The organism is Priestia sp. GS2 (assembly GCF_036409025.1).
GTDB lineage: Bacteria > Bacillota > Bacilli > Bacillales > Bacillaceae_H > Priestia > Priestia aryabhattai_A.
The window spans coordinates 3,728,065-3,743,109 of record NZ_JAZGJX010000001.1; the positions used below are offsets into that span (position 1 = coordinate 3,728,065).

The 15,045-nt window shown below is 37.0% G+C and carries 15 protein-coding genes and 4 tRNA genes; 1 reads left to right on the forward strand and 18 read right to left on the reverse strand.

Going from position 1 to position 15,045, the window contains the following annotated elements; genetic code table 11:
• Positions 1–12: 12 nt before the first annotated feature.
• From V2145_RS19050 to yeiL, 6 genes are all read right to left on the reverse strand, one after another.
• The gene (locus V2145_RS19050) at positions 13–414 is read right to left on the reverse strand and encodes a hypothetical protein (RefSeq protein ID WP_131887564.1); all 402 of its coding nucleotides are present in this window, start codon (positions 412–414) and stop codon (positions 13–15) included.
• 508 nt (positions 415–922) lie between these two features.
• Entirely contained in the window at positions 923–2,248 is a 1,326-nt protein-coding gene (locus V2145_RS19055; protein WP_311856037.1) for a 2-hydroxycarboxylate transporter family protein, read from the reverse strand.
• 175 nt (positions 2,249–2,423) lie between these two features.
• Positions 2,424–3,254, reverse strand: a complete 831-nt coding sequence (locus tag V2145_RS19060) for a MetQ/NlpA family ABC transporter substrate-binding protein (protein WP_311856036.1) — start codon at positions 3,252–3,254, stop codon at positions 2,424–2,426.
• A gap of 15 nt (positions 3,255–3,269) precedes the next feature.
• Positions 3,270–3,932: a methionine ABC transporter permease gene (locus V2145_RS19065; RefSeq protein WP_330988110.1), complete on the reverse strand. Its 663-nt coding sequence runs from the start codon at positions 3,930–3,932 to the stop codon at positions 3,270–3,272.
• On the reverse strand, positions 3,925–4,674 hold the full coding sequence (locus V2145_RS19070) for a methionine ABC transporter ATP-binding protein (RefSeq protein WP_311856034.1): 750 nt from the start codon (positions 4,672–4,674) through the stop codon (positions 3,925–3,927). The genes V2145_RS19065 and V2145_RS19070 overlap by 8 nt, the downstream gene beginning before the upstream one ends.
• A gap of 139 nt (positions 4,675–4,813) precedes the next feature.
• Entirely contained in the window at positions 4,814–5,491 is a 678-nt protein-coding gene (gene yeiL / locus V2145_RS19075) for a transcriptional regulator YeiL (protein WP_330988111.1), read from the reverse strand.
• An 81-nt stretch (positions 5,492–5,572) separates the two neighbouring features.
• On the opposite strand from yeiL, the gene V2145_RS19080 reads away from it, so the two are divergent.
• Entirely contained in the window at positions 5,573–6,745 is a 1,173-nt protein-coding gene (locus V2145_RS19080) for an MFS transporter (RefSeq protein ID WP_330988112.1), read from the forward strand.
• Between the two features lie 63 nt (positions 6,746–6,808).
• On the opposite strand, the gene rlmH is transcribed toward V2145_RS19080, so the two are convergent.
• The 12 genes from rlmH to V2145_RS19140 all read right to left on the reverse strand — a co-directional run bounded on the left by rlmH (position 6,809) and on the right by V2145_RS19140 (position 15,019).
• Positions 6,809–7,288, reverse strand: coding sequence for a 23S rRNA (pseudouridine(1915)-N(3))-methyltransferase RlmH (gene rlmH, locus V2145_RS19085; RefSeq protein ID WP_094910949.1), 480 nt, complete (start codon positions 7,286–7,288; stop codon positions 6,809–6,811).
• A 73-nt stretch (positions 7,289–7,361) separates the two neighbouring features.
• Entirely contained in the window at positions 7,362–7,520 is a 159-nt protein-coding gene (locus tag V2145_RS19090; RefSeq protein ID WP_131887569.1) for a CxxH/CxxC protein, read from the reverse strand.
• 76 nt (positions 7,521–7,596) lie between these two features.
• Entirely contained in the window at positions 7,597–8,811 is a 1,215-nt protein-coding gene (locus tag V2145_RS19095) for a S1C family serine protease (RefSeq protein ID WP_131887570.1), read from the reverse strand.
• A gap of 127 nt (positions 8,812–8,938) precedes the next feature.
• Positions 8,939–9,733 carry an MBL fold metallo-hydrolase gene (locus V2145_RS19100; RefSeq protein ID WP_094910947.1) on the reverse strand — a complete coding sequence of 265 codons (795 nt, stop codon included), beginning with the start codon at positions 9,731–9,733 and terminating at the stop codon, positions 8,939–8,941.
• Between the two features lie 18 nt (positions 9,734–9,751).
• Positions 9,752–10,531: a two-component system regulatory protein YycI gene (locus V2145_RS19105; protein ID WP_094910946.1), complete on the reverse strand. Its 780-nt coding sequence runs from the start codon at positions 10,529–10,531 to the stop codon at positions 9,752–9,754.
• Positions 10,518–11,882, reverse strand: coding sequence for a YycH family regulatory protein (locus tag V2145_RS19110; protein ID WP_094910945.1), 1,365 nt, complete (start codon positions 11,880–11,882; stop codon positions 10,518–10,520). The genes V2145_RS19105 and V2145_RS19110 overlap by 14 nt, the downstream gene beginning before the upstream one ends.
• Positions 11,873–13,768, reverse strand: coding sequence for a cell wall metabolism sensor histidine kinase WalK (walK, locus tag V2145_RS19115; RefSeq protein WP_094910944.1), 1,896 nt, complete (start codon positions 13,766–13,768; stop codon positions 11,873–11,875). Before walK ends, V2145_RS19110 begins: the two co-directional genes overlap by 10 nt.
• Positions 13,769–13,777: 9 nt before the next feature.
• On the reverse strand, positions 13,778–14,485 hold the full coding sequence (gene yycF, locus V2145_RS19120; RefSeq protein WP_076513581.1) for a response regulator YycF: 708 nt from the start codon (positions 14,483–14,485) through the stop codon (positions 13,778–13,780).
• A 193-nt stretch (positions 14,486–14,678) separates the two neighbouring features.
• Positions 14,679–14,751, reverse strand: a tRNA-Phe gene (locus V2145_RS19125).
• A gap of 9 nt (positions 14,752–14,760) precedes the next feature.
• Positions 14,761–14,836, reverse strand: a tRNA-Asp gene (locus V2145_RS19130).
• 25 nt (positions 14,837–14,861) lie between these two features.
• Positions 14,862–14,933 (reverse strand) — tRNA-Glu (locus V2145_RS19135).
• Positions 14,934–14,946: 13 nt separating this feature from the next.
• Positions 14,947–15,019: transfer RNA gene (locus tag V2145_RS19140), tRNA-Lys, on the reverse strand.
• Positions 15,020–15,045: the final 26 nt, after the last annotated feature.

Below are 15,045 nucleotides of genomic sequence, written 5' to 3' on the forward strand. Positions count from 1 at the left end.
ATTTAATACTTTTTAATACTCTTGAATATCAGTAATATACCATTCTCGGTCTTTTTTCTTCAGAAAAAAGATAATGTTTTCGTTCTCAGTTGCTTCATCTTCACTGATTGAAATTTGTGTATATACTTTTGCTTCACTATGTAATAAATCCATGTCAGTTGACTGTATATAAGCGTCCATTCGGGAGCCTGTATACCCTAAAAGACTCTCTGAAATAGGTAGGAAATCCATTAACAACTCGCTCGCATCTATTCCTAATGTTGCCTCACTAATTTTCCCTGCAAAGCTCATCGCACTTTTCATTTGATTAACTTCTTGATTGTCAAACATTCCAATCATTGCTCGCACATTTTGATGATTGTAAGCTGATACGAAATCATTTACCTTGTCCTCTGGTTTATTGAAATATCCCATATAAAAAAGAAATACTCCAGCACACACAACTATTAATAAAATTTTTTTCCACTTAAACATGTCTTAACGCGTTAGCTCTCCAATCTCCAATAGTATATTAGAACTACTTGATAGTCATTTTTCAACCTAGGCTATCTAAATTTAAAGAATGTTTTACGGCTTTATAACTTGATAAATTATTTCCTAACAGAAATGTTTAAGTTCATAAAAATCCTTTTAATATAAATGTTCTTTATTAAATATAACTAATTATTTTATAGTAAGCAACGACTTCTTTTCCTTTAAAATCATAATTATAAAGTTTTTCATACATACTATTTCTAGTATTCATGTATCAATTAACTTAATCCAAAAGGGTATCAATATACCTATTACCAATTTAAAGAATGAGAAAATCCTCCAGCATATCTAAACAAGCTAGAGGATTAATAAGAGAATAAATATTAGTTGTAAAAAAGATTTTACTTCTTACTATCTGAATAAAAATAACAAAGGTATAACCCAGCCTTTACATAAAGAGTGGAATAATTAAACCTGTTAACAATAAGATTAGAGCACCACCTAATCTAGAAGCGATTTGTGCAAATGGCATGAGCTGCATACGCTTAGAGGCTGAAAGAACGGCTACGTCACCAGTTCCCCCCATATTAGCCATACATAAACCTGCACATATCGCTGATTCAATTGGGTAAAATCCAACTAATCGTCCAAGCAGTGCTGCTCCAATTACGGCACCTAATACAACGCCTGCTACTAGTAAGATATACTGCAGGCTTAGTGCTTCTAACACGGCATTTAAATCCGTATACGCTACACCAATTCCAAACAGTAAAGCGAGTGTCCATGTTTTAGCAACGAATTGATACCATTGGCTCGCACCTTCTACAACATTTTCAGGTATTAAGTTTGCAATTTTAGCAACTGCAACAAGAATAATCATCAAAGCATATGGATGAAGCGGAATAATTGCGCCTAATAAATGGCCACACGCAAAGAATAATAGAGCAGCTAGTAACCCAATTCCCATTTTCGAGATATCAAACTTTGATTTCTTTTCTTCTATTTTTAAGCCCGGGATAAGCTGGCCGTTTCCTGATAATGAAGGAATTTTATTACCTAAACTGTTTAGTAAACTTGCAAAGATAATGGCAAATACATTACCTAATGCTAATGCAGGAACAAGAATTGAAATATAATAACTTGGTGAATTTCCAAGTGATTCAGAATAAACCTGAGCCATCGGAATTGCTCCAGCTCCCATTCCTCCACCTAGGATTGGAAGAGTAATAACTAAGATAGCGTCTCGAATTGAAAAACCAATGAGTGCTCCTACCAAACCTGCAATAACCATAGCTCCAATCACTGCACCAAAGATTGGAACAAAATAGCGAACACCAATCTTAATGAGTACTTTTGAATCCATTCCTAAAATACTACCCGTAATTAAAGCAGCAATATAAAAGTCTAAAAATCCAGCAGTGGTCATAAACTCCGTTACATTTGTCGTTACGGTTTCAGGTAAAAGCCCACTGTATACCATATAAGCGGAACCGAAGATAGCAACAATAGCGCCTCCACCTAAGTATGATTTAATGATTGGCAAACGATCTCCAATCCAACCTAAAGCTTCACCAAATACAACCATGACAAGTAAACTTCCAATCATTCCAGCAGGTAGATTACCTGTATAAACCGTTACAACTGTGATAGCTAAAAACAAAGCAAACCATAAGATGGGCATTCCCATAATTGTTGGCTGCATATTGTTTTGCGAAAGGTCATATACCTTTGGCTTTTGATCTAAGACATCTGATTTTCTCAATGGCTTTTCCATACGCTTTATCCCCCTTTTGTAATCGTTTTCAAGTTGACTTATAGACATTCTAAATGATTTTTAACAAGCGTTGATAGATTATGAAACTTATTAAAGTTTTGTAATTAAAAAAAGTAAAATTACTGAAATATAAATAAAAAAGCCATTTGAAAAAATCTTCAAATGGCTTTTTTATTTATTTAAAGGCTGGAATCGCTGTTTCGTCGTACTTTTCTTCTAAGAATTTACGAACTTCTGGGCTTGTCATTGCTTCAGCTAGCTTCTTAATTGCATCTGAATCAGCGTTATCTTTGCGCGCCACTAAGGTAATCGCAAAATCATTGTCTACTCCTTCAGTAAGAAGTGCATCACTTTTTGGGGTTAAGCCAAGAGGTGCAGCATAAGCTGGCGTCATGACTACCGCATCTGCATCATCATACATTCTCGATAGCATTAATAAATCAACTTCTTTAAACTGAAGGTTTTTTGGATTCTCTTTAATGTCGGCCTTCGTATAATACGTATCTTTCTTCTCACCTAACTTGATAACCTCATGCTGTGCAAGCAAAGAAAGCGAACGATCAATGTTAGAAACATCATTAGCAATGGCCACAGTCGCACCATCAGGTAATTCTTCCACTGACTTGTAGTTCTTCGAATATACACCATAGTTTGCAAAATAAATTGGCTCAACAGCTACTAATTCTGCGTTGTTATTACGATTAAATTCTTTCATATACGGCACATGTTGAAAGAAGTTTGCATCTACTTCTCCAGCTGCAAGCGCGCTATTTGGCTGTACGTTGTCACTTAAGACTTCTACTTGTAAGTTAATTCCTTCTTCCTTTAGCTTTGGCTTTACAAGGTCTAAAATCTCTGTCATTGGTGGTATTAAAGAAGCTACTTTTAACGTCACTTCTTCTCCATCTTGTCCTTGCTTATTTTTATTTTCCTTTGCTTCGTTTGGTTGGCCACAACCACTTAATGCTACAACAAGCACCAACATAAAAAAGAATAGTTTTTTCATTTTTTCCTCCATTACTTATCTTTTATCCAATACTCTGGCTACAGTCATTCCAATAAATTGAACAAACTGCACCAATACAATCATAATAATAATCATGTACATCATTAAATCTGTTTTAAATTGTTGATATCCATACCGAATGGCAAAATCACCAATTCCTCCTCCACCAACAACTCCCATAATAGTGGAATACGAAATAAAGCTAATGATTGAGGTCGTCAGTCCAAGAATTAGGCCTGAACGTGCTTCTACATAAACAAACTTAAACATAATCTCTCGAATAGATGCCCCCATAGAAATTGCTGCTTCTATAACGCCTTTAGGCACATCTAACAGCGATTGCTCCACAAGACGTGAATAGTGTGCAATCGCAATAATTGAGAGTGGAATTGTTGCTGCTGCTGTTCCAATTGCTGTCCCGAGGACAAACCGAGTAAACGGTATGAGGAAGACGACTAGTAATAAAAATGGAAACGAACGAATCGTATTCACCAAGAGGTTTAAGGTTGAAAATATAAGCTGATTTTCAAGCAGTTGCCCCTTGCGACAAAGAAACAAAAAAGTGCCAACGGGAAGGCCGATGAAAACCGCAGCTACAATTGAAACACCCACCATGACAAAGGTTTCACCAATAGACTGCCAAATTTCAGTTTCGTATTGCGCCAAAACTTCAAGCATTGTTCGCTTCCTCTCCCCGTGTTAATTGATCTACAAAGTATTGTGCCCCATTGTCCTTCATTTGAACACCGTTTGGCTTTGTAATGACCGTTTGATAAATAGATCCATTTTCGAGAACGGTCACACAATTGCATATGCTTTTAATGACTTCCATCTCATGACTAACAATGACAATCGTCACACCTAAGCGCTTATTAATATCTTCTAAGACTTTTAGTATGTCAGCTGTGGTATTAGGGTCTAGAGAGGAGGTTGGCTCATCACACAGTAAAACTTGCGGCCTATTTGCTAGGGCACGTGCAATGGCCACACGTTGTTTCTGCCCACCGCTTAGCTGAGACGGATATTTACCTTTAAGCTCTTCTAATCCAACAAAGCGTAAACATTCAGATACGCGCTTTTTCTGCTCTTCCTTTGGCGTTTGTGTTAACTCTAGTGAAACAGCTACGTTATCGTACACCGTTTTATTTGAAACGAGATTAAAGTGCTGAAAAATCATCCCAATTGATTTTCGCGCTTCGCGAAGCTTTTTTCCACTCATCCTTGTTAAGTTTTGAGCATTCACTTCTACTTCTCCTTCATCAGGAATTTCAATTAGGTTCATAAGGCGAAGCAACGTTGACTTTCCTGCTCCGCTCGCTCCTATAATTCCATGAATCTCACCACTATTTATCTCTAAAGACACTTCTTTAATTGCTTCAAAATGTGAAAATCTTTTGCTTACACGATTTAATTTAATCATGAAAAAACCCCTCCTTTCTTTAATTGAAGGGTGAGAATATTCGTATGAATAGATATATTTAAGAAATGATACAACGCTGTTTATTTTAACATTATTTTATGTGATTTTATTAATTTTTACTATATATTCAGCTTGGACTTTACACGCTTTTATTCTTAATTGCTTCGGCAAGTTCATATAAAGCACGCTGTTCTTTAATTTGATAGGTTCTACCTTCTTTTTGCAAATATCCTTTCTCACAGAACTGTGTCAACACATGCAATAAATGACGATAAGAAACGCCGAGGTAGTCACAAACAATGACGTGCTTTTCTCGGTAAAATCCTTTATCAGCCGTTTGTAAAATAAAGTCTGCAAGCCTATTTTCTAGAGGAAAAGCTAGGCTTTGTGAGTACTTAGCTGCCATCAACGTTGCTTTTGCACTCAAGAACTTTGTTAATTCCCGAAGAAACTTAGCGTCTTCAAGCAACCTCGTGCGACATTGCGAAAACGGCAAGGCAAAGCAAACTGTTTTAGTAGAAGCTTGAATACCTTTTGTATAGTACACATCGTTTAACAATTCCATTTCACCAATAAAATCATGCGCGCTAATAAAATTAATAAGCGATACTTTTCCATTTTGATGCGTTACATAGATTTTCGCTTTGCCTTCTGTCACATAAAACAAAAAATCTGGTCTTTTCCCTTCGCGGATAATCCATTCATCTCGCTTATACTCTCGCACTTCAAGAAATTCTTCAATTGGAAAAGAAAACTGATTAGCAATTGAATAGCTTTCTAGATACAACTGTTTTTTTTCGCCTTTGTAAATTTCCATCTTCCACCTCAAAACTATGAGATATCTCATAGTAATCTTATTTATTCTCATGATATCATGCCATTGATAAGGAGGATATCAATGAATACACAACGTTGGATGAGCACACATTTTTTTAGTTTTTTTCTGACATGGGGAATTTTTCTACCTTACTGGTCAGGCTGGATGATTCAAACAAAAGGAATTAGCGTTTCAGAAGCTAGTTTTATTATGAGTATTGGATTAGTGGCGCGAGGTCTTTCTACACTATTTGCTTTTCCCTATTTATTAGAACGAATCAGTAATAAAGCACTTTTAAATATCGCGGGAATTGGCACATTGATTGGAATTCTTTGTTACATTCCAGCTAATTCGTTTACAAGCTTACTAGTGGTAACCGTCTTTTTGCATATTTTTTATCCAACCTTAATGCCAGCTTTAGATAGCGTCGCGGGTGTTCTTGTACAAAGCAAGCAGCTGAAACACTACGGAAAAAGCCGCCAATGGGGATCTATTGGGTTTGTCTCTGTAGGTATCCTGTTAACCGTGTTTACAGGAATATTTGGGGATAACGTTATTTTTTGGGCGCTACTGCTTGGGATTAGCTGCTTTGTGGCTCTCAGCTTCACAAGTGCTCCGGATATTTTATCGCAGAAACCTCAAGTAAATCCAAGTAAAAAGGTAAATATCTTAGATTTATTTCGCACTAAACATTTCTTAATTGTACTTGTTATCGTAGTGCTTCTCCAAGCTGCCCATGCTACTTATTACAACTATGGCTATATCTTTTTAAAAGAAATTGATGCGCCAATCTATCTAATCGGTGTCATTATCAATATTGCCGTTATTGCTGAGATTATTTTCTTTTCGATTGCAGATAAACGCTTTAGCCGGTTTTCACCGGGTACCCTATTAGCATTAGCTGCAGCTGGCTCTTCTCTGCGATGGGTGTTAGTATTTATTTTTCCAAACATTATTGTCTTTTGTATGGCCCAAATCCTACATGCGTTTTCATTTGCGATGGGGCACTATGCTTTCATGAAGTACCTAACAGCAAACATTCCACATACACATATTCCAAAAGCTCAAGGCATGTATTCAGCTTTCGCACTCAGCTGGAGTACGGCTGTATTTACAGTTTTCGGTGGCTTCTTATATGAAATTGAGCCAAGGTATGCTTTCATTGGAATGCTTGCATGTAGCTTACCTGCGATGTTAATTGCACTTATGTACCGGAAACTAGAAGTGGAAAAGAAGGTTTTATTGTCTGCTTAGATTTGATTAAAAAGAAGCTGGTTTAAGTTAAACCAGCTTCTTTTTTCTATAAAAGTAGAGTTTTTACTTATGATACGGTTCACCACGATTAATCCGAAACGCACGATAAATCTGTTCAACCAACACCAAGCGCATAAGCTGATGTGGGAACGTCATCTTTGAAAAAGAGAGCGTAGCGTTTGCTCTTTTCATCACTTCATCGCTGAGCCCCAGTGATCCTCCGATGACAAAAGCTACCTTGCTTTTTCCATATGTAGCAAGCGAGTCTAAATCTTTGGCCAACTCTTCAGATGAACGCTGTTTGCCATTAATCGCTAAAGCAATAACATGTACATCTTGCCCAATTTTACTTAGTATGCGCTCTCCTTCTTTTTGCTTGACCTGAACCATTTCCGACTCACTCAAATTCTCAGGTGCTTTTTCATCGGGAAGTTCGATAATCTCTATCTTGGCATAAGGCGCTAATCGTTTTAAGTATTCGTTAATGCCTTGCTTCAAGTATTTCTCTTTTAATTTTCCGATCGATACAATTGAAATATTCAAAATAATCTCCCTTATAAATTATCCACAGATTTTATCCACATATCCACAATATATATACACAACCTGTGTTTTTTTAGTTTTCCACTGTGTATAACGCTGGATTTTCGCAGTATTCACATACATGATTGCGCTCATCTTCAGTTATTTCTTTAAAAACTGGGGCTAACTCAATCTCATCTACGGCTACATCTAACGCTAATTCTGTATGTTCTAAGCAACAATAAATTTTCAAATTATGATCTCCTTTCTTTTTCACAAGTATCAGTAAAAAGACCACAGAGAAAGTTTCTCTGTGGATAACTTTTAGTTTATAATGACTCGCGTGATAGCTTCACCGTGACCGTTTGTTTTTTGCCTTGTCGATAAAACGTCACTTCCATACTATCACCTATTTCTTTGTCGATATATAAATGCTTACGTAATCCTACTAAGTCTTTAATATCTTCTCCATCTAAGGCAACAATAACGTCATATTCTTTTAAGCCTGCTTTAGCAGCTGGTGAGCCATTTGCAACGTTTAATACGGCAACACCATTTACAACGTCTTGCGGAAGCTTTAACGTTTCTTTTAGATGATAACCTGATATTTCGCTTAACGATAATGTTCCAACACCTAAATAAGGTCTTCTTACTTCTCCATACTTTTCTAAATCATCTACAACAGGTCTGGCCATATTGATTGGAATAGCTAAGCCAATTCCTTCAACTTCTTGCTGAGAAATTTTCATGGAGTTAATTCCAATTAACCTGCCGTCAATGTTAATTAAAGCACCGCCACTGTTACCAGGGTTAATCGCTGCATCCGTTTGAATAACTTCTGCTTGCCAATCAGGGCTTCCATCACCATTTAAGTCCTGTGGAATGACACGATTGACACCAGAGACTACACCTTGTGTTACAGAACCAGAGAACTGCAGTCCAAGAGGGTTTCCAATAGCAATAACCGGCTCCCCAACTTTCAGCTTATCTGAATCCCCATAGTTAGCAATTTTGGTTACGTGTTCAGCATCAATCTCAATAACGGCTAAATCCATTAACTCATCGCTTCCCAATGTGCGTGCAGGTACTCTAGATCCGTCATACAAGCTGACTTCAATTTGCTTGGCACCTTGAATCACATGATGATTTGTAATGATAAAGGCTTTGTTTCCCTGTTTTTTATAGATGACACCCGAACCCGTGCCAGCGTCTGTCCCACTTTCATTCCAAAAACTTTCGCCTTGCTGAATATTTACTACTCCAACCACTGCTTCATTAACTTGGTTCACAGCTTTTGTAGTATCTGTGTTTACATCAACAGATACCGTTTTCTGAACAATATCTTCACCATTTTGAATGGAGCCTTGACTTTCTTCTGCTGGAGGGTTTGGAAGTAAATTTGATTCCGATAAAAATGGAAGTGCAATGACAACCACTATTCCTCCAATGATTGCTCCTATTAATGACGACAGAAACCAGCCTCCACGTCTTCTTGGCTTTTGACGTGAAGGAGACGGTTCACGATTCTCATCATAATGTTCCATATCCATCACCGACCTTTTCATTTATTATGATTATACGTACCGAAACAGATTAACTATTACTTTTTTAGACACTTCTGTTTCTTTCTAACCATCTAAATGAAGTTATTTTTTGTTTTGTTCATGTAGACTATACATAAACAATCGGTGTTGGTCTATTAGGGTCTGTATCATAAAGTTTTATCTGTTCTTTCACATCAATATCTTTTTCAGCTAAAACTTGTGAAACAGACATTCGAGCAATTTCTTTCATATTGTTATCTAAACTTAAATGAGCTAGATAAATCCTCTCTGTCTGATCGCCAATAACATCAGCCATTGCCAATGCTGCATCCTCATTTGAAACGTGCCCCACGTCGCTCAAAATACGACGCTTAACGCTCCAAGGATACCTGCCCATGCGAAGCATCTCAACATCATGGTTGCTTTCAAAAACATAAGCCTGACTATTTTTAATAATGCCTTTCATACGATCACTTACATAGCCAGTATCCGTAATTAACGTCAGTTTTTTATCTCCTTGATGAAAAACATAAAACATTGGTTCAGCAGCGTCATGCGACACACCAAACGATTCAACATCAATGCTTCCAAATGTTTTATTTTCACCAATTTCAAAGTGAAATTGTTGATCCGGTGATACCTGGCCAATTAACCCGTCCATAGCTTTCCATGTTTTTGCATTTGCATAAATAGGTAGCTTATATTTACGGGCTAACACGCCTAGCCCTTTAATGTGATCACTATGTTCATGAGTTACCAGTATCCCCGATACGTTGTGAATATCTCGATCGATTTCTTGAAAAAGTGACTCCATTTTTTTACCACTTAAGCCTGCATCGACTAATAGCGATTGGTCTCCATCACTTACAAAAATCGCATTTCCAGTACTACCGCTAGCTAGCACGCTAAAATGCAAACTCATTTTTCTCACTCCAATATACTATTTTGAACTCTTTTGAATGATTTGCCCTTCAAAAGCATTTACAAAATAGTCAACATCTTCGTCTACGACAACGTGCCAAGTAGGTGCAAGGACCTGTGAGCTTGGCAAAGGTAAATCAAAAGTATAATAACCTAACTCTACTTCTGTTACCGTGCTTTTTTCGGTTAACTCTTCTTTTAAATACAGATTTTCAAGCACTTTAATTGGCGCAAGAACTTCTTGTTCATCGTCTAAAGGCTCGATATTTTCCATAAGGGTCTGCTCATAAGAAGTAATTTCATTTTTGTCATTTAAATGCGCAATGACAATGCCATTTTCATTATCGTAAATAACTTTATTTTTATACTGTTGATAAAATGTAATTGTATTTTTATCTTCATTGATTTTCCAAAGTGTATATGCATTCCCGGAAAGAACATAGTCTTGTAAGAACTGGTTTAGCTTTGATGTTTTATTCTTTGTAGGAACAGGAATTGGTTTATCTAACGTACTTTCAATTGTTTTTTCATCAATTAATTTTGCTTTTTGTTTTTTAAGCTTTTTCAAATCGCTTTCACTAAACCCTTTACTATTTGCGTTTAGTGAAGATGCATTTTTTTCAATCTTAGGAAGCTCCGTGTAAGTAATTCCTTCTGCAGCTAGCTGATCTTCAATACTTGATTCAACAAATAATGAATACTGATCTTGATCATGCTTTTTCATGAATTGATAAATTAAAAATAAATCTAAGACTAGGAACGTTACAATGAAAATCGATTTCGTTTTATTCCAATCCACCGTTTACGCCTCCTTCATCAGGTAACGTAACTCGGTACCACTTGTTATTATAGTAGTAAAACCAAGAAGGAACCAATGTAACGGAATTTGAATCATACTCGGCTTTATCCTTATCTTTTTGTTGATTGTTCCCAATCCCTTCCTCAAGCTGATATCCAATTGATATGTCATTTAGCAGAGAAGGATCAAAATCCTGATGCTTTTCAATCATTTCAATTACTTCTTGAGGAGACTGGAGCTGCACTTTCGTTTCAGGTAAGGAAACTTGAACAAAGCGATACAAAGGTCGACGATAATTTAAGACTTCAGCATTACCCCACCTTTGATAGATTTCTGTCATGCCTTGGTTGCTATATACAGGGTGATTATCGTGATAGTAACGATATGTAATCTCTTTTGTTACACGATTCCAACTATCAAAACGGTAATCGGGCTCTGTCCATCCAGCATGATCATTAACAAAGCTAAAGCTACGATTTAATAAATTTGCGTCATCATTTGATTCTGTATTCGAATTCACCAGGTTAACATACTCCATCACATTTGTTCGTGTATTTACATTAATAACCTTTGTTCCTTCTGTATACAGCTCTCTATATGCTAAGCTTTCTGTTCGGGCATAACTTGGATTTGTAAACAGCGCATCTTGAAATTTACGAATATCTAAAGGTGCTTCATATGCATAAAGCTTGTGCATATCAGGCGTTTGAGCTGGTATGAAAATATATCGGTTTTCATTCTTTTTATAAACTACGCAACGCTCTGCTGACGTTCCCGCATCTGCTAGTTTTTGCACATCGTTCTTCACTACATTACTAATTTTTACTGCATACACTTTTTGTTGATTATAGTTCACCAAATACATATTTACAGACAAAGTAGGCGTCTTTTTTATCTTTATGACTACCCGATCAAAATCTATCCTTGGTAATTTATCTGTGGTAAAACTAAACATTTGCTGAAAAGTTTCCACTGGTATTAGGTCAGGATATACAATTTCTACAGAATTATTATCATGAACATAGTTTAAAAAGCCACTAGGCTCAATGGCACTCGAAACATCCGTAATATCTGCTAATTTCCACGTTTTCATCTCTTGCAACCATGAGTCTATTTGCTTTTCTTCATGAGATAGATAGTGACTGCCGCTTTGGTGATAGAGTACCTTCGTAGGACGTATATATTCCTCCAGTTCACTCTTTCCACCTACCTCAGCCTCTTGAAGGTTTTGGGTTTCAGTGTTTAAATCAGAAGGTGATTGATAGGACCATAAATTCCAAGTCAGGAATAAGCTTAAAACCACCAGAATCACTAGCACAATGGTTTTTATATTTTCATATCTCATTCCCATTCTTCATCATTCTCGCTTTCAATTGGGAGTGTGAAGTAAATAGATGTCCCAACCCCTTCTTTACTTTCTGCCCATATTCGACCATCATGAGCTTCAATAATTTCTTTTGCGATCGCTAAACCTAAACCTGTTCCTCCTAGCTTACGCGTTCTCGCTTTATCCACACGATAAAAGCGTTCAAAGATTTTAGACAGATTTGACTTTGGTATTCCCATGCCTTGGTCTTTAATACTCACCACAATTTCATGCGTGTGTTGTTTAATGGAAAACGTAATTGTTCCCCCTTCTGGTGAATACTTAATCGCATTTGAAATAATATTATCTAATACTTGCGTAATTTTATCTTGGTCAATCGCTACATAGATGGATTCATCAGGTAGTTCTCTAACAAAAGTAATTCCTTGCTCAATTGTCATTTCAAAACGATCAATAATGTAATGATAGAACTTTACAAAGTTAACCGGATCTCGACTAAAACGATAGTCCTCGCTATCTAACTTAGATAATTGCAACAAGTCATTAACTAAACGAATCATGCGCTCTGTTTCTGTTTGAGTAACATGTAAGAAGTTTGGAGCTATCTCTTTATCCTGCCACGCGCCTTCTGCCAAAGCATCTAAGTAGCTTCGCATTGTGGTCAAAGGTGTTCGAAGTTCATGAGAGACGTTTGCTACAAACTCCCGTCGATCCTGATCGATTTTCTCTTGCTCTGTAATGTCGTGCAAGACAATAATGATTCCGTTGATAAAACCTGTTTCCTTTTGAATAGCTGACACAGTGGCTCTCAAGATAAACGGTTCTGTTTTCGTACTAAAATCAAGGATTAGTGAATCTTGATTAGCCAATAAGCTTTCGAATGTATGTGTTTCATCTAAACCTAAAAGCGTGACAATGGGCTCTGACAATACAGTTTCACGTGAAACGTTTAACATCGACGCAGCTGGGTCATTAATTAAAATCACTCTACCTTTACGGTCAGTAGCAATAACACCATCTGTCATATGAGCAAGTACAGAGCTTAGCTTACGCCGCTCTCCTTCAGTAGTAGCTTGTGCTTCTTGCAGTTTCCTTGTCAAATTATTAAACGTTAAGGCAAGCTGTCCTATCTCATCATAACCATAGACCTTTGCTTTTCTTGAGAAGTTTCCTTTTGCCATTTCTAATGCCTGCTTACGCATCTCAGACATTGGTCGTGTAATCGTTTGAGCCAAAAACACACCTAAAAGTGCTGTAATAACTAACGATATAACTGTACCGGAAGCAAAGATGCTATTAATTTTCCTCATTTGCTCGTAGACCGGCTCCATCGTCGCAATTAAATAAACAGCACCTAGTATCTCTTGTTCTGACTGTAAACTTTCTCGGCTATTTGGATTTGTAGAAGCATTTCCTCCTACATCATCCTGTAGACGAATAGGCACAGTCAATACTCTAATTCTGTCACCACTTTTACGATATACCTTATTAGAAGATGTACCTGCTAAAAGAGCATTCGTAACGGCTAAATCATTTATCTTTTTCCCTACTATTTGTTCAGGGTTTGGATTTGATGTCCCTATAATACGTCTATTCGGGTCAATAACGCGCACTTCTAATATATCTTTAGAAGAAATCCCTTGCATAGAAGCAAAGTCTCTCAGCACTACTTCTAAGTCTTCTTCTAAAGTAGGGGACGTGTCGTTACGTGTTTTTTCTAGCTCTTGTTCAATATTATAAGCAAGTAACCCTACACGTTCTGTCAATGAATTTGTAAAGTTATTAACAAGTTCTTTTTCTAACTGGCGTACAAAATAAACACCAATGATTTGCATTGCAATTAAAATAAGCAATACATAAATTAATACAAACTTCAAATGAATGGACTGAAAAAACCGGACTTTCTTCATAACGTAGCGTTACTCCTGCTCTGGACTACGCAAATAATAACCTACCCCACGTCTTGTTACAATCCACATTGGATGGCTTGGGTTATCTTCAATTTTCTCACGTAATCTTCGAACAGTAACATCAACTGTACGAACATCACCAAAATAGTCATAGCCCCATACTGTTTGTAACAAGTGCTCTCGCGTCATAACTTGTCCGATATGCTTTGCCAAGTAATGCAGCAATTCAAATTCACGATGTGTCAATTCAATCGTTTCTCCACGCTTTGAAACAATATAAGCATCAGGATGAATGACAAGTGCACCGATTGTAATCTCATTGCTCTCTTCTTCTTCAACATTATTTGAAATCTGTTGATGTCTTCTTAAATTTGCTTTCACTCGCGCCAACAGCTCTCTCGTACTGAAAGGCTTTGTTACATAATCATCTGCACCTAGTTCAAGGCCAAGTACTTTATCAATTTCAGAATCTTTAGCGGTCAACATAATAATTGGCATATCATACTTTTTTCGAACTTCTCGACACACTTCCATGCCATCTTTTTGCGGTAGCATAATATCTAACAGAATCATTTCTGGTTGTACTTCTTCCACCTTTTCAAGTGCTTCTACACCATCGTAAGCGCAAAACACTTCGTAACCTTCTTTTTGCAGATTGAACTTTAAAATATCTGCAATTGGCTTTTCATCATCTACTACTAAAATACGTTTATCCATGATCATCGTTCTCCTTTTATCATTTCGAACAAAAAATAGGAAAGTAAGTATTCATAATGTTTGAATACACTAATTGTATTATACTTCATAACATAGTAATCGTCACAAATTCATCCTCTACTATACAACAACAGCATTAATTTTCAACCATATACAAACAAAAAAGCATGACTTTTAAAAGTCATGCTTTTTATGGCTCGGGACGGAATCGAACCGCCGACACAAGGATTTTCAGTCCTTTGCTCTACCAACTGAGCTACCGAGCCATCATCAAATGGCGGTCCCGACGGGAATCGAACCCGCGATCTCCTGCGTGACAGGCAGGCATGTTAACCGCTACACCACGGGACCCTCAGTTTATAATATGTAATAAAAATGACCCGTACGGGATTCGAACCCGTGTTACCGCCGTGAAAGGGCGGTGTCTTAACCGCTTGACCAACGGGCCATAGTAATAAAAGTGAGCCATGAAGGACTCGAACCTTCGACCCTCTGATTAAAAGTCAGATGCTCTACCAACTGAGCTAATGGCTCATACTATGAATATCAGCGACATGTGT